Consider the following 21,772-nt stretch of genomic DNA (forward strand, 5'->3'; position numbering starts at 1 on the left):
TAAATATATCTTTGATATTATATCTTTTATTTTCAATTACTTTTCTTATGTTATAATTCGCGATATTTTATAAAGGTTTTGTTAATAATGGTTGAGTTAGAGATTAAGAGTCAAAAATTTATTGTTAAATTTTTTCCTGAGATTATGATAAAAGGGACAAAAGCAAAGAGACAGATGATCGATCAGCTTTTTGCAAATTTGAAAAAAATCTTAGGCAAAATCTCTCAAGAGATAGAGTATAAAAAATTTTTTGACAAAATAGAGATTGTTTGCCCAATAGAGGTTGTTGTAGAAGTTAGACAAAAACTTTTGGAGACTTCAGGTGTTGAAGTGGTTTTAGAGGCAATACAAATTGACAATATGACAACAATTGATGAGATAAAAGTTGTTGTAAATGAAAAAATGGCAAAAGAGATTCAAAATAGATCTTTTGTGGTACGAGCTAAAAGAACAGGTCAGCAAGGGTTTAAATCAGTTGAGATTGAACAAACTGTTGGAGGATATATGCTTGCAAACAATCCTTCAAGTAGAGTTGATTTAAAAAATGCAGACGTTACTATAAATATTGAATTAATACATAAACAACTTAATATAATCACAAATAGATATCACGGATTATCAGGTTTTCCTATAGGAACACAAGGGGATATTTTGTCTTTAATGTCAGGTGGTTTTGACTCAACTGTTGCAAGTTATTTGACTATGAAAAGAGGAATTAAAACTCACTTTATCTTCTTTAATCTTGGTGGAATTGCCCATGAAATTGGGGTTAAACAAGTTGCCTTATACCTTTGGAATAGATTTGGTTCTTCACATAGAATAACTTTTACATCAGTTCCTTTTGAAGATGTTGTAACGGAGATTTTTAACTCTACAAGCCCTTCATATATGGGTGTAACTTTAAAAAGATTAATGTTAATGGCTTCAGAAAGAATAGCAAACAATCTTGGAATTGATGCTTTATTAACAGGTGAGAGTGTTGCTCAAGTATCAAGTCAAACATTAAGAAACCTAGCTTTAATTGATCAAGTTACAAATAAACTTGTACTAAGACCTCTTTCAACTATGAATAAACCACAAATTATTGATATTGCAAATGAGATTGGTACTAGAAAATTTGCAGAGAGTATGCCAGAGTATTGTGGTGTAATTTCAAAAAATCCGATAACTCATGGTTCTTTTGATAGAATGGAAAAAGAGGCAAAAAAATTCAACTATGAAGTTTTGGATAAAGCAGTTGAAAACTCTACTCAAATCTATGTGGATGAGATAGTTGAAGATGTTAATCAAATAGGTCAAGTTGAGATTGTAAATGATATCTCAAGTGGTAACTATACGGTAATAGATATTAGGCAAAATGATGAGTGTATAAAAACTTGTTGTGAGACTTTAAAAATACCATTTTATAAGCTAAAATCGCAGTTTGAGAAGTTGCCTCAAGATAGAGAATATCTATTTTATTGTGATAAAGGTATTTTAAGCCAATTACATGCTCAATATCTAATAGACTCAAAAGGGTATAAAAATATTAGAGTTTATAGACCATAAGTTTATGGTCTTTGTAATACCTTTTGAAGATTTAAAAATTTAATAATTTATGGAGGATATTATGTCTGATTTTATTAGTGTTAAAGGGAATTCATTTCCTAGATTTATTATGATTTCTTCAATTCCAGTTATACTTTTTGTTTGTTTGCTAATGGGATTTAATAATATTATCTCTTTAAAAGTTGAGATACACTCAATATTAATCATATTTTTAATTCTCCTTATTTTTCTATTTTTTATACCACATAATGCTTGGTACTCATATTCACTTCTAAAAAAGAAAATCAATGGTTCAAAAAATAAATTTGAAGAGTTTATTACTTCAAAAGAGGTTACTATTCAAAATACAACAAAATCATATGCCTCTTTGGATGACTATTTTAGTAATTTTACAAAAAATCTAAGAAATGATAATTTTGCAAATATTGCTACATCATTATTTCCAACCCTTGGTATTTTAGGTACTTTTTCTGCCATTGCTATTTCAATGCCAAACTTCACAGTTGATTCAAAACAAGCATTGGAAAATGAGATCACTCTTTTATTAAGTGGAGTAGGAACAGCTTTTTATGCCTCAATTTATGGTATTTTCTTATCAATTTGGTGGACATTCTTTGAAAAAAGAGGGTTAACAAAAATAGAAAATGAAATAAATCTAATAAAAAGCAGTAATAAACATAGACTTTGGTCAAAAGATGAAATTGATATGATGTTATTACTTGAAACTCAAAGGGATAAATTTGCAGACAAGATAGAAAAACTTTTAACTCCTGATTATCTTTTTAAACTTGATGAGATTGTAAAATCAAAACTAGAGTATTTAGAAAGAATAAATAAAGCATTTGTAATTATTGAGAATAAAGTCTCTAAAAACTATGAACATCTCTCATCAACTTTAGAAGGAACTACTTTAAAACAAGATGAATTACTTAAAAACTTTGAAGAAATTCAAAAAAATATAAAAGAGATAAATGCAAGTTTTGATAAGAGTTTAAAAAATCAAAACGCCAACCAAAAAGCTATTAAGTCTGAGACTTATTCAGTTTTATCTTCATTAGAGCTTGTTGCCAGCGATTTAAAAGAGCTAGGAAAAGAGCTAGTAAATGGAAAATAGAGACAACAATACAAACTTTTGGATATCTTATGCCGATTTAATGGCGGGACTTCTTTTTGTTTTTATTCTTCTAATTGGAGCTATTATTGTAAAGTATGCGCTTTTACAAGATGAGAGCAATAGTTTAGAAGCAAGGCTAAAAAAAGAAAGATTGGCTTTAGAAAAGAGTAAAGAAGAGTTAGCTTTAAAAGAGGATAGACTAAAGAATATTGTAAGTGAGCTTAACAAAAGTGAATATGAAGTTTTAAAACTTCAAGAAGAGACAAAAGAGTTAAATGAAAAACTCAAATATAAGCTTTTGGAAAATGAACAATTAAAACTCTCAATAGATGAAAAAATAAAACTTTTACAAGAGTTTAATCTCTCAAAAGAGGAGCTTGAAAATAGACTTGCAAAACTTGAAAAAGAGAATAAAGAGTTAATAGAGAAAAGAGAGTCTCTTAATAAGCTTATTGTAGACCAAGATGAGAAGTATGCAAAACTTGAAAAAGAGAATGAAGCAAAACTTGATGTTTTGGTAAAAGAGAGTTTGGATAAAGAGAAATTAATTGAACTTTTTAAAAAGAAAAATCAAGAACTTGAAGATGAGATGAAAGTTATTAAAACAAGACTAAATGATAGTCAAAAAGATCATCTTCAATTGGTTACTGAACTTGAAAATACAAAGAAAAAAATAAAAAATCTTACAGGAATTAAAATAAGAGTTATTACTCTTTTAAAAGAGAAACTAGGCAAAAATATAAAAATAGATCCAAAGAGTGGGAATTTAACTCTATCTTCAAATGTACTTTTTGATGAGGGAAAATCTGAACTTAAAGCTAACTCTAAAGTCTTTTTAAAAAATGCAGTGTATGACTATTTTCAAACAATACTTTCAAATGATGAGATAAACAAATATATTGATAAAATCTTTATTGTTGGACATACAAACTCTGTTGGAACCTTTTTATATAATTTAGACCTTTCTCAAAAAAGGGCACTGTCAGTTATGGAGTTTTTATTGTCATTGGAGTTTAAAAATAAAGAGAAATTAAAAGAGCTTCTTGTTGCAAGTGGAAGATCATATCTTGACCCAATCAATGATAAAGATGGTAAAGAGGACAAAGAGGCTTCAAGAAGAATAGAGATAAAACTAAATATAAAAAATGAAGAAGCAATAAAAGAGATAGAGAGTATCCTGGAGTAGGGCTTTATAAGAATAAGCCCTAGTTTTTGAATTAATTTTGTATGTGTTTTGTTTTTTTTTGTAATATTTCTCTGTTCCTTATATAAATTCTGTCATGTAAGTTCTATATATAAGGGGTACAAGGTTCTGTTGGCATTTTTTATTTGTTCTACTCTCTATTGTTGTTGCACTAAAAAATCTATTCCAGAGTTTTGTAAACTTCTCTTCCTCTTTTGAATAATTTGGCTCATTAAACTCTAAGATTCTCTCTACTTTGATCTCTAAATTGTTTTTTATAAATGCCAGCTCTCTTTTTATATCATGGATAATAAAGTTTTGATTATTTAATCTTTTAAAAAAGTGTTTTCCCAAAAGATATACAAGATTGAACTCAGATTCTAGTTTTGCATACAAAACACCATCTTCTAGCTCCTGAAATCTAAGAAAACCATACATTTTATGAAGATTTCTAAATAACTCTTTTTCTAAATTTTGAAGATAAAAAACTTCAGGAATATTTATATTAAAAAGCTCATTACTGTTCTTAAATCCTAAAATAATATATTTTAAAAGATCAATTTCAAACTCAGCCTTATCACACAAAAAAGAGTTTAATATAAGCTCAAAACTTGTTTTTGGAAAACTCTTTTTTATGGCACTTAAAACCTTTTTTGCTTTAAATTCATCACTTTTTATTTCAATTAACTCTTCAAGTATAAGAGTTGTTGGTTTTTCTTTTAAAATTGCTGTTGGTTTTAATTTTTTATAATAGACCTCGTAAACAAGAGTTAAAAATCCTTCAAAGGTTCTGTCATAGAGTAAAATCATAATTCACCTGTAATTGCGCTATAGGTTATATCAAATAGTGAGGGTTGTTTAACTTCAATTTTTTTTGTTGGAGCAATTAAAGCAGTTTTGATTCTATCACTCTCAAAGGGCAACTCTTTTTGATATCTTCCTTTACAGGTTATAAAATATTTTGCTCTTTTTAGAGATATTTTTAGTTTAATTAAATCTTCAAAGTCCAAAGATTTATAACGTCTGGCTTTTAGTATTTTAAATACACCTCTTACTCCAACTCCAGGAATACGAAGAAGTTCATCCTTTGAAACTTTATTTATCTCCATTGGAAAGTATTGAAGATTGTTTAAAGCCCAAAAAGTTTTTGGATCAAGTTCTTCATCTAGATTTGGATTTTGTTCATTTACAATCTCTTCCCAAGAAAAGTCATAAAATCTTAAAAGCCAATCAGCTTGATAAAGCCGATGTTCTCTCAAAAGTGGAGGTTTGGTAATAATTGTTGGAAGATTTTTATCATCATTTACAGGAATATATGCACTATAATAAACTCTTTTTAATAAGGCTTTATCATATAAAACTGAACTTAATTTTAAGATATCTTTGTCACTCTCAGGAGTTGCTCCAACTATTAGTTGAGTGCTCATTCCTATTGGTTTTGAACTCTTTTGCATACTAATATCTCTAGCTAATTTAAGTGGCTGCAGAACACTCTGTTTTGTTTTATTTGGAGCTAATAATTTTAGAGATTTATCACTTGGAAGTTCAATATTTGAGCTAACTCTATTTGCAAGAGATACTATTTGTTCTATTAGTTTTTCATCACTTCCTGGAATTAGTTTTACATGAATATATCCATTAAATCTATACTCTTGCCTTAAAATTTTAAGGGTTCTTAGTATAAGAGTACTTGTATGATCTTCACTATCAATTATTCCGCTACTTAAAAATAAACCTTCAATATAGTTTCTTTTATAAAAATTAATTGTGATATCAGCTAACTCCCTAGGAGAAAAGGCAGCTCTTTTTATCTCATTGCTTTTTCTATTTATACAGTAAGCACAATCATAGATGCAATAGTTTGTTAAAAGTACTTTTAATAATGAGACACATCTTCCATCAGGGGTAAAAGTGTGACAAATACCACTTTTGTGAGTTGCTCCTATCTCTCCTGTTTTATAGTTATTGTCACTTCCGCTTGAACTGCAAGATACATCATATTTGGCACTATCAGCTAAGATTTCCATCTTTTCAAAAATATCTTTTCTCATAAAGATATTTTAACTATTTATTTTTTGCTACTTAGATTTTATTGCAGTTTGCAATATTACTTATAAATAAGTCTTAAAAATCCAAAAAGAAAGATAACAATTGCAAACTCTTTTGGCTCAAAACCATATAGAAGATAAAAGAGAGATGCAAAGATTAGTGCAAAAGAGAGAGCGTAAGATTTTTGACTCTCTTTTTTTAGTTTAAAGAGGTATTCAAGTTGATTTTTTGAGAGCTCAACTTCAAGGGTTCCTTCACTTGCTTTTTTAACCATAGTTTTGAAATCTTTTGTTATAAAAGGAAGCTCTTTTATCTCAGAGATTAATGTTTCAACAATTGAATCCTTTGCTCCTATTGCTTTTGGAATATTTTTATTTAAAATTGGCAAAATATCTTTTATTCCATTGAAGTTCTCAATATAGGTTGTTCCAAGTCCTTCAATTATTGCACTAACCCTTAAAATATAGATTGCATCACTTGGAAGTTTAAAGGGAAGATTTCTAGTTTTTTCCAAAACATTAAAAGCCAAACTTTGCATAGATTGACTATCTAAACTATCATTTGAAAAGATTTCAAACATTTTTGAAGTAAACTCTGCAAGTTCACTACTTGGAGCTTCATAAGCAATTGTTCCAAGCCTTTTACTAGCACTAATATAAGTTTCATAGTCTTGCTCATTGGCTGCTTTAATTAGTTCAATAATTGCAACCCTTTTGTCATTTGGTACAGTTTTAACCATTCCAAAATCAAGAAGAATTAATTCACCTTTTTTATTTACAAGCAGATTTCCAGGGTGTGGATCGGCATGAAAATAACCATTTACCAACATTTGAGTTGTGTAGAAGTTAACTAAATTTGCAATAATCTTTTTGAAATCAACTTTATATTTTGAAAGGTTTTCTTTATCATCAAATCTATAACCCTCTTCAAAACTCATCACAAGTGCATCATCATTTGAGTATTTTCTATAGGCTTTTGGAAATCTTATTTTCTCTTTTTTATAGACCTTTCTAAAATTTTTTAAATTTTGTAACTCTTGATTTAAAGAGACCTCTTGGACAATCATCTTTGAAAATTCACTTACAACTGCTTCAATTGAGTTTTTTGTATAGTGTGAAAAGAGAGGTTTAAAGAGTCTATTGAAAAAATTTATTATTTTAATATCTGCTAGAACTTGCTCTTTTATTCCTTCACGTCTAAGTTTTACAGCTACTTTTTTTCCGTTTTTAAGATATGCTGTATGTACTTGTCCAATTGAAGCTGAAGCAATTGGTTCAATAATAAACTCTTCAAAGATTTCTTTATTTGCAAAGGCTTTATTAAATACTTTTTCAAAAGCATCACTTCTCATAGGAGGAATTTGATCGTGCAGACTTTTTAACTCTGCTAAGTAATCTTTTGAAAAGAAATCTGCTCTTGTTGCTAAGACTTGAGCTAGTTTTATAAAACTTGCTCCCAAAACTAATATAGTTTCTTTTAATTTTTTTGGGCTTAAGGGTTTAAAGATAATAAAGCTATTTTTTCTTTTTATAACTAAATAGATTGTCAATAAAAAAGTAAAAACCCTGTAAACTCTAAATGGTGAAAAATATTTTATTTTAGCTCCTTTATGGCTCTAACCTACTTATTTCCCAAGAGTTATCTTTTTGTTTATAGGCAAATCTATCATGAAGTCTATTTAAGCCCCCTTGCCAAAACTCAAAGTACTTAGGAATAATCTGATATCCTCCCCAAAAAGAGGGGAAAGGGATCTCTCCTTTAGCAAATTTTTTTCTCATTTCATCAAATTTTGTCTCTAAAACTGTTCTTGAGTTTACAATCTTACTTTGATGTGAGACCCAAGCACCAATTTGACTACCTCTAGGTCGAGAGAGAAAATATTTCAAAGACTCTCCCTTTGGGATTTTTTTAATTTCCCCTTCAATCCTTACTTGTCTTTCAAGTCCAAGCCAAGCAAAGTGGACACTTACATTTGGATTTTCATCTATTTGTTGAGATTTTTTACTGCCATAATTTGAAAAAAAAGTAAACCCTTTTTCATCATATATTTTAAGTAACACAGTTCTCTGGGTTGGTCTTAAATCTTTTCCAACAGTTGCAAGGGTAAAAGCGTTTGGTTCAATAAGTTCAGCTTTTAGCGCTTCATTAAACCATTTTTCAAACTGCTTAAAAGGACTTTTTTCTAAATCCTCTTGTTCCAAACCCTTTGAGGTGTATTCTTGTCTCATTTTTGACAAATCTGGCATACTTTTAACTCCAATTATTTGCTACTTAATTCATCTTTTAGTTTTTGTAAATCTTTTTTTGTTACAAGACCTAATTCATTGATAAGCTCTTTTAGATGACTTCTAAGCTCTTTTTTGATTTTTTTATCTTCGAGTTTACCTTTTCTTTCCATATTTTTTAAGAACTCTTTTGCATCATCTTTTTTGATTTTCCCTTTTTTTTCTAAGGTTTTAATCTCCTCTTCAACTCTTTGTTTAATTAAAGCAGTTGCTCCTAAACTTGTATATATTAACTCTTTTATCATAGTAACTCCTTACTTGTATTTCAAATAATACCTAAAGTGTTAAACATTAGTAGGATTATTTTGTTTATTTATCTATTTTGATAAATATCTTTTAGTACAATATCTTCTATATACTCTGATTTTCCAAAATGCTCTAATATTTTAAACTCAACATCATCATAACTATTTTTTAAAGTGTAGATTATATTTGGAATATCAACTGCTACGTGACGTCCACTATTTAAGAAAAAAGGATAATAATATATCTCTTTTGCTCCCTCTTCAATAGCTCTTTTACTTGCATCATCCATTGATGGTTCTGCAATCTCTAAAAAAGAGGCTTTTATAATATCATAAGTGTTAACTCTTTCTTTTATACTCTCTACCATTGAGATAAACTCATTATTAGATAGCTCTTTTTTACTTCCATGGGCTACAAATATTAGTGCTTTCATGCTTAATCCATTAATTTTTTATATATTTCTGACTTTTGTTTTATGTCAGTACTTTTCCAGATATCAGTAATAACTGCAACCATATCAACACCTCTAGTTAGAAGTTTTGATACATTTTGAGTTGTGATACCACCAATGGCACAAACAGGTATATTTAAGTGCTCTTTTGCTTCTTTAATTATATCAATATCAACTACTTTTGCATTTGGTTTTGTAGGTGAACTAAAAAAAGAACCAAAAGCAACATAATCTACTCTTTTGTTTTCCATCTCTTTTGCCAACTCTAAATTACCATAACAAGAGACTCCTAAATAACCCCAATACTTCTCTCTAATTTTATCAATTCTATAGTGATCACTCTCTCCCACATGCAAACCATCACATTTAAGTTTAATAGCTAAATCAACTCTGTCATTTAGTACAAAGAGTGCTTTATATCTTCTACATAGATTTTGTATATCTAAAACTATCTTTTCAATATCCTCATCACTACTTTGTTTATCTCTTAATTGTACTATTTTAGCTCCACCTTTAAGACTCTCTTCTATTTGAACAAGCATTGTGTTTTTTGGAGTTAATAAATCATCACTAATTACATATAAACCTTTTAGTTTTTTAAGCATTCATACCCTTTTTTATGTGCTATTGGTCCCATTCCATGACCTAAGTTTGGTGCATTTAATACTGCATTATAGATAAAATATTTTGCAACCTCTATTGAGCTTTCAATAGATTTTCCAAGGGCAATATTTGCAGCAATTGCACTTGAGAAACTACACCCTGTACCATGGGTGTTTGTTGTATCTATAAGTTTTGTATAAAATAGACTTTTTCTCTCCTCATGAAAAAGAGTATCCAAACTTAGAAGTTCATCATCTTTGATTTTTTTATCATTTTTTATTACTACTTTACAAGGTAGTGAGTGTATCTTCTCTATTGCCTCTTTGTTTAACTCTTCATAATCAAACAAAGCTTTTGCTTCAAAAAGATTTGGAGTAATCAGTGTTGAGTATTGAAATAGAGATTTTAGATTCTCAACCGCATCATCATTTAGAAGTTTAGAACCTGCTTTTGAGATAAATACAGGATCAAAAATAATTGGAATATCAAGATTTTTTATTACATCTTTGACCACATCAATAATTTCATTTGAAAAAAGCATTCCTATTTTAATAACTGAAACATCAAAATCTTTTAAAACAGCCTCTATTTGTGCCTTTACAAAATCTGGACTTATCTCATAAATATCTGTTACTCCTGTAGTATTTTGGGCAGTTAAAACTGTAATTGCACTACATCCAAAAAGACCAAAAGCCTCAAAGGTTTTTAAGTCTGCTTGAATTCCTGCTCCACCACTACTGTCACTTCCCGCAATAGTTAAAGCAACTTTCATTATAAATCCTTTAAGTTATAATAGTTGTATTGTAACAATATAAGCTATAATTCATAGTAAAAAATTGTTATTCTAAAAGATTATTTCTCTTTTTTTTAAAGGACTAACATATCTTATAGCAACTTTACGATATAATCCCGCCATAAATAGAAATGGAGTTTTGATATATGTTACAAGTAGTAAATTTAAAGAAAGCATTTGGTCCTAGAGTGCTTTTTCAAGAAATTAACTTAAAATTTGATAGTGGGAAAAGATATGGTCTTATTGGTGCAAATGGTGCTGGTAAAACAACTTTCCTTAAAATCCTTTCAGGTATTGAAGATGCAACAGAGGGTGAAATTCAAGTTCAAAGTGGTAAAAAAATTGGGACATTGGGACAAAACCAATTTGCATATGAAAAATTTTCACTTTTTGATACAGTTTTATTAGGAAACAAAAGATTATATGATGCAGTAAAAGAGAAAGAGAAACTTTACTTAAGTGAAGATTTTACTGATGAGATAAACAATAGGTTAGGGGAGCTTGAGATTATCTGTTGTGAAGAGGATCCAACATATGAATATGATATTAAAGTTACTAAAATTTTAGAGGATTTAGGTTTTCCTTCAAGTCAACATCAAGATTTAATGAGCACAATTACAGGGGGAGATAAATTCAAAGTTTTATTAGCACAAGTTCTTTTCCCTAAACCTGATATCCTATTTCTAGATGAGCCTACAAACAACCTTGATATTAAAACAATTGGTTGGTTAGAAAACCAACTTCAACACCATGAAGGTACAATGGTTGTTATCTCTCACGATAGACACTTTTTAAATGCAGTTTGTACACATATTTTAGATGTTGATTATAAACAAATTAGAGAGTTTACAGGTAATTATGATGATTGGTATATTGCTTCAACAGTTATTGCTAAACAACAACAAGCTGATATGAGTAAAAAATTAAAAGAGAAAGAGGAGCTTGAGAAGTTTATTGCTAGATTTAGTGCAAATGCATCTAAAGCAAAACAAGCTACTTCAAGACAAAAACAACTTGACAAACTAGATATTGGAGCAATTCAAATATCAAGTAGAAGAGACCCATCTATTGTATTTAAACAAAAAAGAGAAGTAGGGAAAGAGATACTAACTGTAAAAGGAATCTCTAAATCTTATGATGGTGAAGTTGTGTTAAATAATATCTCTTTTACGGTTGAAAAAGGTGATAAAATTGCATTAATTGGACCAAATGGTATTGGTAAAACGACTCTTTGCGAAGTTTTAGTTGGAAATATCAAACCTGATTCTGGGGATGTTCATTGGGGTGCAACAATTCAAAATGGATATTTTCCTCAAAATGCTACAGATATGATTGATGGTGATATGACTCTTTACGATTGGTTAAGAGGTTTTGATAGGGAAGCGGATATCTCTGAGATTAGAAACTGTTTAGGAAGAATGCTATTTAATGGACAAGAGCAAGAGAAAAAAGTTAAATCTTGTTCAGGGGGAGAAAAGCATAGAATGATGTTATCAAAGATTATGCTTGAACAACCAAACTTTATGGTTCTTGATGAACCTACAAACCACCTTGATCTAGAAGCAATTATTGCTTTAGGAGAGGGACTTTTAGCATATCCTGGTTCTGTAATTTGTGTTTCTCACGATAGGGAACTACTTGATGCTTATGCAAATAGAATTATTGAGATCCAACCTGATGGTTCTATTATTGATTTTAAAGGTAGTTACGAAGAGTTTAATGATAGTAAAGAGGGAAATTAATCTTCCCTCTTTATTAATTAGAGTTTAGCATGTCTTGAAGACATTCTAATCTCTCTTCTTTGTATTGCGTCGTTATATCTTCTTTTTTCATCTTCTGTTTCTGGTTCTAGTTTTGGAACAGCGCTTGGATTTCCATCTTCATCCATTGCAATCATTGTGAAGTAACAAACGTTTGTATTTTTTATTGAGTGATCTTTAATATCTTCAGAAATAACTTTGATACCAATCTCCATTGAGGTTCTTCCTGTATAGTTTACAGAGGCATGAAAAGTTACTAATGAACCTATTTTTATAGGGTTTTTAAATAGTACCATATCGACAGAAAGCGTTACTGCATACATTCCAGTATATCTTGCAGCACAGGCGTAAGCAACATGGTCTAACATTTTTAGGATCTCTCCACCATGAACATTATTTCCAGTAAAATTAGCTTTATCTGGAGTCATTAACATAGTCATTGTTAATGATTTTTCCCTTTTGTAATTCCCTTCCATTATTTACAGCCTTTTAAAAATTGTCTATAAATAATTATAGAGTATTAAGTAAAAAATTTAAGAAAAATTTATAAATAAATCTTATAGATTAGTGAAATTATATAAAAAAGTAACAAGTATAATAATATAATCTTTTAATTAATAAAATAATAGGACTATTATGATACTATTTAATAATATAATTGATAAATTTGTGTGGAGAAAATATTATGGAAAAGATTAATCTGTTAATTGTTGATGATATTGCTGACAATATTTATTCTCTTAGATATCTTCTTGAAGAGAAATTTGATGACATAAATATTTTAGAAGCAGATAACGTAAAAGATGCTCTAATAATTATTATGAAAAATGAAGTGGATTTAATATTAAGTGATATACAAATGCCTGAGATTGATGGCTTCCAATTTGTTGAGTATCTACAAGGTATAGAGGATACAAGACATATTCCTATTATTTTAATTACAGGAATTTATAATAATGAAATTTATCAAAAAAAGGCTTATAACAGCTCTTCTACTGTTGTTGATTTTATTACAAAACCAATAGATACAGAGATTTTATGTTCAAAATTAAATGTCTTTATAAAACTTTTTAAAGAGAGAAAAAAAGATAAAAAAGAGATTGCTGAAAAAGACAAATTACTTAGAAGCAGAGATAAAATTAAAACAATGCTAAGTAATCTGGATGGGCTTCATGATGAAATAAAAGAGCAAATTTTACAAACAAGTGAGATAAAAGGGCTTCTTTTAGATGAAGCAGAATTAATTGATTTGGATAAATTAAACTAAGATAAAAAGGATAGCTTATATAAGCATCCCTTTCATCTCCTCTTCTGTTATTGCTTTTACTTTTAGTTCAATAGCTTTATCATATTTACTACCAGCCTCTTCCCCATATATTACATAATCAGTTTTTTTAGATACAGAGGAACTAACTTTTGCCCCTAAGGCTTCTAGCTCTTTTTTTATATCACCTCTGCTTCTACTCATAGTTCCAGTTAAAACAACAGTTTTTCCTTTAAAAGGATTTTCAGAAGCTTCAACTCTTTGTTCAACTTTTGGATTAATTATATTTATTAGATTTAGAACTAAACTTTGATTTACTCTCATAAACTCACAAAAAGAGTTAGCCATTTGCTCACCAATTCCATCAAGGGCAACCAAAGAGTCATACTCTATATTTACAACTTCAAGACCAAACTCTAAGCAGATTTGTTTAGAAGCAACTTCTCCAATATGCTCAATTCCTAAAGCATTTATAACTCTGTGAAGTTCACTTCCTTTTGTATTTTCTATTGCATTTAGAAGGTTATTTATTTTTTTCTCTTTAAATCCTTCAAGGTTTTCCAAATCTTCATATTTTAAAGAGTAGATATCTAAAATATCAGAGATCTTTTTCTCTTTTACAAGAAGTTCAACAATTTTATTTCCAAGACCATCTATATTCATACAGTTTTTAGAAGCAAAATAGATTATAGAGTTTACAACTCTACTTGGACAATCTAGATTTTGGCATTTAATCATAGTCCCTTCATCTAAAACTTCACTTTGGCAAGTTGGACATGAAGTTGGTCTTTTAATATCTGTTTCAGAGCCATCTCTTCTTTCAATAAATACTTTTGTGATTTTTGGAATAATATCTCCACTTTTAATAATAATAACTTCATCATTTAATTTAAGACCAAGTCTCTCTATTTCATCATAGTTATGCAAGCTTGCTCTCTCAACTGTTGAACCCTCTATTAGTGTAGGTTCAACAACAGCAACAGGAGTAATAACACCTGTTCTTCCAACTTGTTGAATAATTTGTTTAACTTTTGTAGTTTTTTCTACTGCTGGAAATTTATATGCACATGACCATCTAGGAAACTTAACTGTGTATCCTAGTTCATCTTGTGTTTCTATATCATTTACTTTAATTACCATTCCATCAAGCATCATTTCAAAGTTATCTCTGCTAGCTATAATTTTGTGATATAACTCTTCAATTCCTTCTATTGTTGAAGTTATTATGTGCATAGGAGGTTTAACAAAACCTAAAGAGTAGATATACTCCATTAAATCGCTCATTCTTTTAAAATCTAAAGAGTGTTGTCCTATTCCCCATACATTAAAATAGAGTTTTCTTTGTGCTGTAATACTTGGGTCTAGTTGTCTTAAACTTCCTGAAGCTGCATTTCTAGGATTGGCAAAGAGTGGTTCACCATTTTTTAGCCTATCTTCATTTATTTTTTCAAAATCTTTTTTTCTAATTACAATCTCACCACGAATCTCTATTAAAGATTTCTCTTTAATCTGAAGTGGAATAGAGTGAATAGTTTTTACATTGTTTGTAACATCTTCTCCAACACTTCCATCTCCTCTTGTAATTGCCTGTTTTAGTACACCATTTTCGTATATTAAATTTAGACTTGCCCCATCAAATTTTGGTTCACACATAAACTCCAGATTTGTATTAACTTTTTTTGCTCTATTTATCCAATCTTCAAGCTCTTGCGTGTTGAATACATCTTCTTGAGACCACATTCTAGATAAGTGTGCAGCTTTTTCAAAACCTTCTAAAACAACTCCTCCAACTCTTTTATTTGGAGAGTTTGGATGTGATAATAAAGGATTTTCCTGTTCATAAGCCAAACAAGCTCTTGCAAGGCGGTCGTACTCTTCATCTGTTGCTATTGGATTATCTTCAACATAATAAGCATGTGCCCACTCAATTAATTTTAATATATTTGATTCATACTCTTCAATTGTCATTTTATTACCTGTTTTTTTGTAAAATATCAACTCTAAAAGGTTTTAGTAAAGTTAACTCTTTTCCACCAAACTCATTATATTTATCATTTACTTTTTGTTTTAATTCATCACTTACACTAATCTCATTATATGTGTTATGCATTTGTCTTTTTACAAAATCATCAAAGCTTTTATAAGTAATGGGTGTTTGAAAGAAAAACTCTTTAAAGAGTTTCATCTCTTCATTTTCAACAAAATCTTTTATGCACTCAAAAGCATCTTTTCTAACTTCTTCTTCATTATGAAACATTGCAACAAGTTCATTTTGTTTTCCCATATGCAAAGGTTCTGATATATAAAGCATACCCCTTGGTTTTAAAACTCTTTTTATTTCACTTAATGCATCATTCATATACTCTTTTGGCACATGATGAAAAGATTTAAACATAAATACAAAATCTATACTCTCATCTTTAATAGGAAGCTTTTGTGCTCCACAAAGTAAAAATTTAATATTTTTTATATCAAGCTCTAAATTTTTTTTATGTTGTATCTCATCAACATCACAAGCAATTACCTCTCTTGTATGTCCATTGGTGGCAATTTTTTGAGTCATTGCTGCTGTACCACATCCAAGTTCAAGTATTGTTTTAAAGTTTAAATTCAGGGATTCTACAATAAATATTTCGTCAATTGTTAATGGGATATTCTCTTCTTGTAGTTTCATATCTTTCCTTTAGAGTTTGTATTATACAAAAATAAATTGTTTTTCAAATAAAAATATTTATAATAATGTTTAATAAAAATTGGATAATATTTCATTATTTAATTTGAAAAGAGATTTTATATGAGTTATGAAGAGATTTTTGGTTATGGATGGAGTCTGAATTTTTTAATGTTTATATTAAATGTCTATATTGGCATAAAATCAATGAATAGAAAAACAAAAGAGCAGTTATTGTATGAAAACAAGATTCTAAGTAGACTAAAAAATGAGTTTGATAAATACTATCCATATAGAAAATATGAGACAATAATCAGTTATTTAATACCCTTTACAGCTTTTTTTAGAGTAAGTTTTAGATTGCTTGAAATGACAATGTTCTTTAATAAAAATAGATCTGCAAAACTTTTTGATTATATGATTTTTAAATATCAAAGTGATATTAAATTGGCAAGAAATAGAATTAAATAGTATTTTAAAAAATATTATAAAATTTAAAAAATTATTTTATCGTTTTTTAAAAATAACTACTTTTGGGCTTTCTCCTGACAAAATTTTATAAATAAAAAATTATTTTTGTAACTAAAGTGTAATTGTTCTTAGTTAAACTCCATTGGATTTTTTAATTTGGAGATTTAATGGAAAACTTTTCCCTAAGAAACAAGATAATAATTATGCTGATTTTACCAATTCTTGTAATATTACTAATGTCAGGTGAGACTCTATATTTAAAGGTAAAAGAGACAAAATCTATTAAAAAAACATCTAGTTATGTTGACTTATCATTAAAATCAACGAAACTTCTTAATACTTTACAACAAGAGAAAGAGTACAGTTTAATATTTTTAAAAAGTTATGGGAAAAAGTACAATAAAGAGTTAAGTAGTTTAAGAGAAGAGGCAAACAATCATAAAAATGAGCTGTTAAGCTATTTGGATAATTTTGATACAAAAAGTTATTCACAAGAGTTTTTAAGCTCAACAAAAAAAGTAGTTGAAGATCTAAAAAAGATTGATGAAATAAGAAAAAAAGTTGACTCAATTGCAATTAGTGATGATGAGTTGTTAAATTATTATCAAGGTCTAAACTCACATCTTCTATTTTATATAAATGACGTTTTAGTCTATAATAATGATGGAAAACTCTCTAAAAAACTTCAAGCATACTCTTCTTTAGTAAATATAACAGAGGCTGCTTCTAAAGAGAGAAGAATAATATATCAAATCTTAGAAAACGGTGTTCTTTTTAGTGATGATTATTCGCAGTTTAATAAACTAATCTCAATACAAAATACATACTTAGATATTTTTGAAAAGATGCTAAGTGTTGAAGAGTACAAAGGTTTTAGTGAAAAATTTAAAGCTTGTTCGGAGTGTAATGAGGTGGAAAACTATAGAAAAATAATAGAGAACAAAGCTTTAAAGGATGAGATTATAAAAAAAGTTTATGAGCTCTCTGGTTTTGGAGGTTTAGTTGAAAACTATAGTAACTATCTTTTAAAAGGTGATGATTCAATAACAAATAAAATGCAAAGATTTCATTCAAGTATTTTAAGAGAGTTAAATAGATATAGAAGAGTTGAAGGAATATCAACAGAAGAGAAAAAACTTATTAAAAAAATAAAAAATACTTTTGATGAGTACATGGGAACAACTTTGGATATTCAAGAAGGGTATTCACAAGGTAAAAGTATAAAAGAGATCTATTCAGCAATATCAATAGAAAACAGTGAAGCAATAGAAGCTCTTGCTAAATTAAATAATACTATTTTTGATTCAGATTACAATAGATGGTTTGTAGTTGCAACAAAAAGAATTGATTATTTTAAGAAGTATGGAGAAAAGATATCTGAGGATATAAAAAGTTATATAAAAGAGAAAGATAGTAGCTTGGTAAATGGGTTTATTATGACACTTGTTTTTGTAATTGTTGTTATACTAATTGTATTTATTGTAAGTAGTCTTATTACAAAAAAAATAGTAAAACAATTAAATATTTTCAAAGAGGGTTTAGAGTACTCATTTCAATATGTAATAAGAGAGAAAGAGTCTTTAAAACCAATAGTTGTAACTGGAAAAGATGAGTTTTCACAGATGAATATTCATATGAATAATCAGATGGAAAAAGTAAAAGAAATTATTGAACAAGATAGAAGAGTTGTTTCTGAGATAAGTGATGTTGTTGAGAAGGTTTCAAATGGTTTCTTACAATATAGTATAAATGAAAAAGGTGCAACACAAGAGGTTGAATCATTAAGATTAATTATTAATAAAATGATTAGATATACAAAACAAAAAGTGGATAATATAAATCTAGTATTAGATAACTATGCCCTTGGTAAATATAGATTTAGACTTTCAGAAGAGCAAAGAGTAGGGATGTATGGAGATTTTGGAAGTTTGTCTGCTGGTTCAATTTTATTAGGGCAATCTATTTCACAGCTAATTGCCATGATTACAAATGCAGGGAAAGAGTTAGAAGAGAATACTGAAATTTTATCTTCATCTTCTCAATCTTTATCTTTAAGGGCAAATGAACAAGCGGCATCTCTTGAAGAGACGGCAGCATCAATAGAAGAGATAACATCAAATATGCAATCAAGCGGAGAAGATGTCTCTAAAATGCTTCAAATTGCAGATGAACTAAATAGTAGTGCTATAAAAGGAAATGATGAGGCTACAAAAACAGCAAAATCAATGGATGAGATAAATGAAAAAGTAACTGCAATTAGTGAAGCAATTACTGTAATTGACCAAATTGCTTTCCAAACAAATATTCTTTCACTAAATGCTGCTGTTGAAGCGGCAACAGCTGGAGAATCTGGAAAAGGTTTTGCTGTTGTCGCCCAAGAGGTAAGAAATCTTGCAAGTAGGTCTGCTGAAGCAGCAAAAAGAATTAAATCTTTAGTTGAAGATGCGACTTTAAAATCAGCTCACGGTAAAGATATTACAACAAATATGATAAGCGGATATACACAACTCTCAAACAAAATTACTGAAACAAAAGAGATTATTGATAATGTCTCAAGTGCAATTAGAGAACAAGAAAAAGGGATGATTCAAATAAATGAGACAATTACCACTTTAGATGAGATGACGCAAAAAAATGCGGAGACATCTACAAATATTGATAAACTCTCAAAAGAGGTTGCAAAACTCTCAACTAGACTTTTAGGAATTACAGAGAAAGCAAATATTGCTGATAAATACTACTACATGGTTGATGATGTGGATTTGATTCAATCTATCTCAAAATATAAAAACGACCATATTAACTTTAAGAAAAAACATTTTTCTACACTAAATAGTCGTGAGGCAATAACTGTTATAAGCTCAGATTTATGTGATTTAGGTAAATGGATGGGGACTTTGGAAGAGCAAAAAAGTGAGTTAGTTGCAACAACTGAATGGAAAACTCTTAAAGAGAAACATCTTTTAATTCACAATAAAATTCAACTTTTTGTTGATTTAAATAGTAATAGAGCAAATAATGATGAGTTAAAAAAAGTTGCAAAAGAGATTGAAGAGATTACAACTGAGGTCTTTAATAATCTAAATGATATTGCTGTTATAAATACAAAACTAGTAAGAAAAGAACATTTATCTCTAAATAAATAGAGTTTAAATCAATATGTTCTCTTTATTCCTATAATTATAAGTTGAAATAATATATCAATTAACTTTAACTTAATAATATAGTTATATAATTATAACATTAATTTGTGATATTTATAAGTTAAAGTTATAATAATATTGAGAAACAGATGATTTATATGATGAAAAAGAGTTTTATATACTTTTTTATTTTGATGATTTTAATAAATATGACTCAAAGCTTATATAGTCACTATATAAAAAAGGAGCATAAGAATGATTACATTTCCTCTAAAAACGGATAAAAACAATAGTGCAGTATCAACACTTTTTGGAAAAGCAAAATATTTTGCTTTTTATGATGGAAAAGAGTTGAAGATTGAAAAGAACCCATATGAAAAAGGCTCACAGTTAGTTAGTTGGTTCTTAGAAAAAGGTGTTGATAAGATTATTATTAAAGAGATGGGTTCAAAACCTTTTAATAAGATTCATAATACAGATATAAAAGTATTTTATGCTGGAGATGGCAGAGTTACAACAGATGAAGTAATTGATAGTTTCAATAAAAATCTTTTAAAAGAGCTCTCTGATGATGAGTTGAAACTAATAATAAAAGATCATGAAAGTGGTAAAAAAAGTACTTCTTGTAGTAGTCATGCACAAGATGGAAATAGCCATGAACATAATAAGAGTTGTCATAAAAAGATGAAAGCAAAACACCCTTATATTTTTAAATAATAGATACAAAGCCTAAGGCTTTGTATTTTAGTTTTTTGGATAAGTCATCTCTTCTGGTTTAACATATTTATCAAACTCTTCACTACTTAATAATCCTAACTTGATAGCTTCTTCTTTTAAAGTTGTACCATTTTTATGGGCAGTTTTAGCTATAAGTGCTGCGTTTTCATAACCTATATACGGGTTTAAAGCAGTTACAAGCATAAGTGAATCATTTAGATATTTATCAATATTTTTTCTATTTGGTTCTATTCCAACTGCACAATTATCATTAAAAGCAAGCATTGTATCACTTAAAAGTTTGATAGATTGTAAAAGATTATAAGCTATTACTGGCTTAAAAACATTAAGTTCAAAGTTTCCTTGACTTGCAGCAATGGAAATAGTTGTATGATTTCCCATAACTTGGACAGCAACCATTGTCATAGCTTCACTTTGGGTTGGATTTACTTTCCCTGGCATAATAGAACTTCCTGGTTCATTTTCAGGAATATTAAGTTCACCAATTCCACATCTAGGACCTGAAGAAAGCCATCTAATATCATTTGCTATTTTCATTAAATTTGAAGCTAAAGCATTTAAAGCTCCACTTAAAAATACTTCTGCATCATGTGAGGTTAGGGCATGGAACTTATTTGGGTGAGAAACAAAATGAAACTCACTCTTTGTAAGTGTATTTAAACTTTCACAAACCATTGGCGAAAACGCGGGATGAGAATTAAGTCCTGTTCCAACTGCTGTTCCTCCAATCGCTAATTCAACTAAATATTTCATACTATCTTCTACTTGAGTTAAACTTTTATTTAACATTTCAACATAGGCTGAAAACTCTTGACCTAAAGTTAATGGAGTGGCATCTTGAAGATGTGTTCTTCCTATTTTTACAATCTCTTTAAACTCATTACTTTTGTTTTCAAGGGTTGTTTTTAGTTTTATAATTGCAGGAATCAACGCTTTTTGTAACTCTAAAACAAAAGAGATTCTCATTGCAGTTGGATAAGTATCATTTGAGCTTTGACCTTTATTTACATCATCATTTGGATGTATAAGTTTTTTAACTCTAAAATCCTCTCCTAAAAGCTCACTTGCTCTATTTGCAATGACTTCATTTATATTCATATTTGATTGTGTTCCAGAACCAGTTTGCCAAACAACTAGAGGAAAATTTTCTTCTAATTTCCCTTCAACTATTTCATCACATACTTTTGTGATAGCTTCACACTTTATATCATCTAACCTATTCAAGTTATTATTAACTATTGCACAAGCTTTTTTTAAATAGGCAAAACCTTTTATAATCTCAACAGGCATCTTTTCATTACCAATTGGAAAGTTCTCTAAACTTCTTTGAGTTTGTGCTCCCCAATATTTATTATTGGAAACTTTTATTTCACCCATAGTATCTTTTTCAATTCTATAATCCATAAAGACTCCTTCTTGGAAATTTATGTGATTATAACACTTTTGAATTAAT

At 28.8% G+C, this 21,772-nt stretch carries 20 protein-coding genes; 8 read left to right on the plus strand and 12 right to left on the minus strand.

Going from position 1 to position 21,772, the window contains the following annotated elements; genetic code table 11:
- Nucleotides 1-87: 87 nt before the first annotated feature.
- The 3 genes from thiI (at nucleotide 88) to AEBR_RS06965 (ending at nucleotide 3,848) form a co-directional block, all read left to right on the plus strand.
- Entirely contained in the window at nucleotides 88-1,548 is a 1,461-nt protein-coding gene (gene thiI, locus AEBR_RS06955) for a tRNA uracil 4-sulfurtransferase ThiI (RefSeq protein WP_129088246.1), read from the plus strand.
- 61 nt (nucleotides 1,549-1,609) lie between these two features.
- Nucleotides 1,610-2,662 (plus strand): MotA/TolQ/ExbB proton channel family protein, encoded by a 1,053-nt coding sequence (locus AEBR_RS06960; RefSeq protein ID WP_164969527.1) that lies wholly within the window; start codon nucleotides 1,610-1,612, stop codon nucleotides 2,660-2,662.
- Nucleotides 2,652-3,848 (plus strand): OmpA family protein, encoded by a 1,197-nt coding sequence (locus AEBR_RS06965; RefSeq protein ID WP_129088248.1) that lies wholly within the window; start codon nucleotides 2,652-2,654, stop codon nucleotides 3,846-3,848. The genes AEBR_RS06960 and AEBR_RS06965 overlap by 11 nt, the downstream gene beginning before the upstream one ends.
- A 78-nt stretch (nucleotides 3,849-3,926) precedes the next feature.
- On the opposite strand, the gene AEBR_RS06970 is transcribed toward AEBR_RS06965, so the two are convergent.
- The 8 genes from AEBR_RS06970 to thiD all read right to left on the minus strand — a co-directional run bounded on the left by AEBR_RS06970 (nucleotide 3,927) and on the right by thiD (nucleotide 10,251).
- Complete coding sequence (locus AEBR_RS06970) at nucleotides 3,927-4,655, minus strand: TIGR03915 family putative DNA repair protein (protein WP_129088249.1); 729 nt, start codon at nucleotides 4,653-4,655, stop codon at nucleotides 3,927-3,929.
- Nucleotides 4,652-5,896, minus strand: coding sequence for a putative DNA modification/repair radical SAM protein (locus tag AEBR_RS06975; RefSeq protein WP_129088250.1), 1,245 nt, complete (start codon nucleotides 5,894-5,896; stop codon nucleotides 4,652-4,654). Before AEBR_RS06975 ends, AEBR_RS06970 begins: the two co-directional genes overlap by 4 nt.
- Nucleotides 5,897-5,952: 56 nt before the next feature.
- Nucleotides 5,953-7,443, minus strand: a complete 1,491-nt coding sequence (locus AEBR_RS06980; protein ID WP_228720442.1) for an ABC1 kinase family protein — start codon at nucleotides 7,441-7,443, stop codon at nucleotides 5,953-5,955.
- Between the two features lie 58 nt (nucleotides 7,444-7,501).
- The gene (pdxH, locus tag AEBR_RS06985) at nucleotides 7,502-8,140 is read right to left on the minus strand and encodes a pyridoxamine 5'-phosphate oxidase (RefSeq protein WP_129088252.1); all 639 of its coding nucleotides are present in this window, start codon (nucleotides 8,138-8,140) and stop codon (nucleotides 7,502-7,504) included.
- 14 nt (nucleotides 8,141-8,154) lie between these two features.
- Entirely contained in the window at nucleotides 8,155-8,424 is a 270-nt protein-coding gene (locus AEBR_RS06990; RefSeq protein WP_129088253.1) for a hypothetical protein, read from the minus strand.
- Between the two features lie 68 nt (nucleotides 8,425-8,492).
- The gene (locus AEBR_RS06995) at nucleotides 8,493-8,858 is read right to left on the minus strand and encodes a sirohydrochlorin chelatase (RefSeq protein WP_129088254.1); all 366 of its coding nucleotides are present in this window, start codon (nucleotides 8,856-8,858) and stop codon (nucleotides 8,493-8,495) included.
- Nucleotides 8,859-8,860: 2 nt separating this feature from the next.
- The gene (gene thiE / locus AEBR_RS07000; RefSeq protein ID WP_129088255.1) at nucleotides 8,861-9,481 is read right to left on the minus strand and encodes a thiamine phosphate synthase; all 621 of its coding nucleotides are present in this window, start codon (nucleotides 9,479-9,481) and stop codon (nucleotides 8,861-8,863) included.
- Nucleotides 9,466-10,251: a bifunctional hydroxymethylpyrimidine kinase/phosphomethylpyrimidine kinase gene (gene thiD / locus AEBR_RS07005; RefSeq protein WP_129088256.1), complete on the minus strand. Its 786-nt coding sequence runs from the start codon at nucleotides 10,249-10,251 to the stop codon at nucleotides 9,466-9,468. Before thiD ends, thiE begins: the two co-directional genes overlap by 16 nt.
- Nucleotides 10,252-10,418: 167 nt before the next feature.
- Between thiD and abc-f the strand changes: the two genes are divergently transcribed.
- Complete coding sequence (gene abc-f, locus AEBR_RS07010; RefSeq protein WP_129088257.1) at nucleotides 10,419-12,014, plus strand: ribosomal protection-like ABC-F family protein; 1,596 nt, start codon at nucleotides 10,419-10,421, stop codon at nucleotides 12,012-12,014.
- Nucleotides 12,015-12,031: 17 nt separating this feature from the next.
- Here abc-f and AEBR_RS07015 read toward each other — a convergent pair whose 3' ends face one another.
- Complete coding sequence (locus tag AEBR_RS07015; protein WP_128982885.1) at nucleotides 12,032-12,508, minus strand: acyl-CoA thioesterase; 477 nt, start codon at nucleotides 12,506-12,508, stop codon at nucleotides 12,032-12,034.
- Nucleotides 12,509-12,717: 209 nt separating this feature from the next.
- Here AEBR_RS07015 and AEBR_RS07020 point away from each other — a divergent pair, with 209 nt between their 5' ends.
- Complete coding sequence (locus AEBR_RS07020) at nucleotides 12,718-13,299, plus strand: response regulator (protein ID WP_129088258.1); 582 nt, start codon at nucleotides 12,718-12,720, stop codon at nucleotides 13,297-13,299.
- 15 nt (nucleotides 13,300-13,314) lie between these two features.
- Here AEBR_RS07020 and ligA read toward each other — a convergent pair whose 3' ends face one another.
- Together ligA and AEBR_RS07030 are read right to left on the minus strand one after the other, a co-directional pair.
- Nucleotides 13,315-15,264: an NAD-dependent DNA ligase LigA gene (gene ligA / locus AEBR_RS07025; protein WP_129088259.1), complete on the minus strand. Its 1,950-nt coding sequence runs from the start codon at nucleotides 15,262-15,264 to the stop codon at nucleotides 13,315-13,317.
- Nucleotides 15,265-15,268: 4 nt separating this feature from the next.
- Nucleotides 15,269-15,970, minus strand: coding sequence for a class I SAM-dependent methyltransferase (locus tag AEBR_RS07030; RefSeq protein WP_129088260.1), 702 nt, complete (start codon nucleotides 15,968-15,970; stop codon nucleotides 15,269-15,271).
- A gap of 120 nt (nucleotides 15,971-16,090) precedes the next feature.
- Here AEBR_RS07030 and AEBR_RS07035 point away from each other — a divergent pair, with 120 nt between their 5' ends.
- The 3 genes from AEBR_RS07035 (at nucleotide 16,091) to AEBR_RS07045 (ending at nucleotide 20,298) form a co-directional block, all read left to right on the plus strand.
- Entirely contained in the window at nucleotides 16,091-16,438 is a 348-nt protein-coding gene (locus tag AEBR_RS07035) for a hypothetical protein (RefSeq protein ID WP_129088261.1), read from the plus strand.
- Between the two features lie 203 nt (nucleotides 16,439-16,641).
- Nucleotides 16,642-19,584, plus strand: coding sequence for a methyl-accepting chemotaxis protein (locus AEBR_RS07040; protein ID WP_172658869.1), 2,943 nt, complete (start codon nucleotides 16,642-16,644; stop codon nucleotides 19,582-19,584).
- 252 nt (nucleotides 19,585-19,836) lie between these two features.
- Entirely contained in the window at nucleotides 19,837-20,298 is a 462-nt protein-coding gene (locus AEBR_RS07045) for a NifB/NifX family molybdenum-iron cluster-binding protein (RefSeq protein ID WP_129088444.1), read from the plus strand.
- A gap of 27 nt (nucleotides 20,299-20,325) precedes the next feature.
- Here AEBR_RS07045 and fumC read toward each other — a convergent pair whose 3' ends face one another.
- Nucleotides 20,326-21,723, minus strand: a complete 1,398-nt coding sequence (fumC, locus tag AEBR_RS07050) for a class II fumarate hydratase (RefSeq protein WP_129088445.1) — start codon at nucleotides 21,721-21,723, stop codon at nucleotides 20,326-20,328.
- Nucleotides 21,724-21,772: the final 49 nt, after the last annotated feature.

Origin of the sequence: Halarcobacter ebronensis, assembly GCF_013201825.1 — a bacterium.
Taxonomy (GTDB): domain Bacteria; phylum Campylobacterota; class Campylobacteria; order Campylobacterales; family Arcobacteraceae; genus Halarcobacter; species Halarcobacter ebronensis.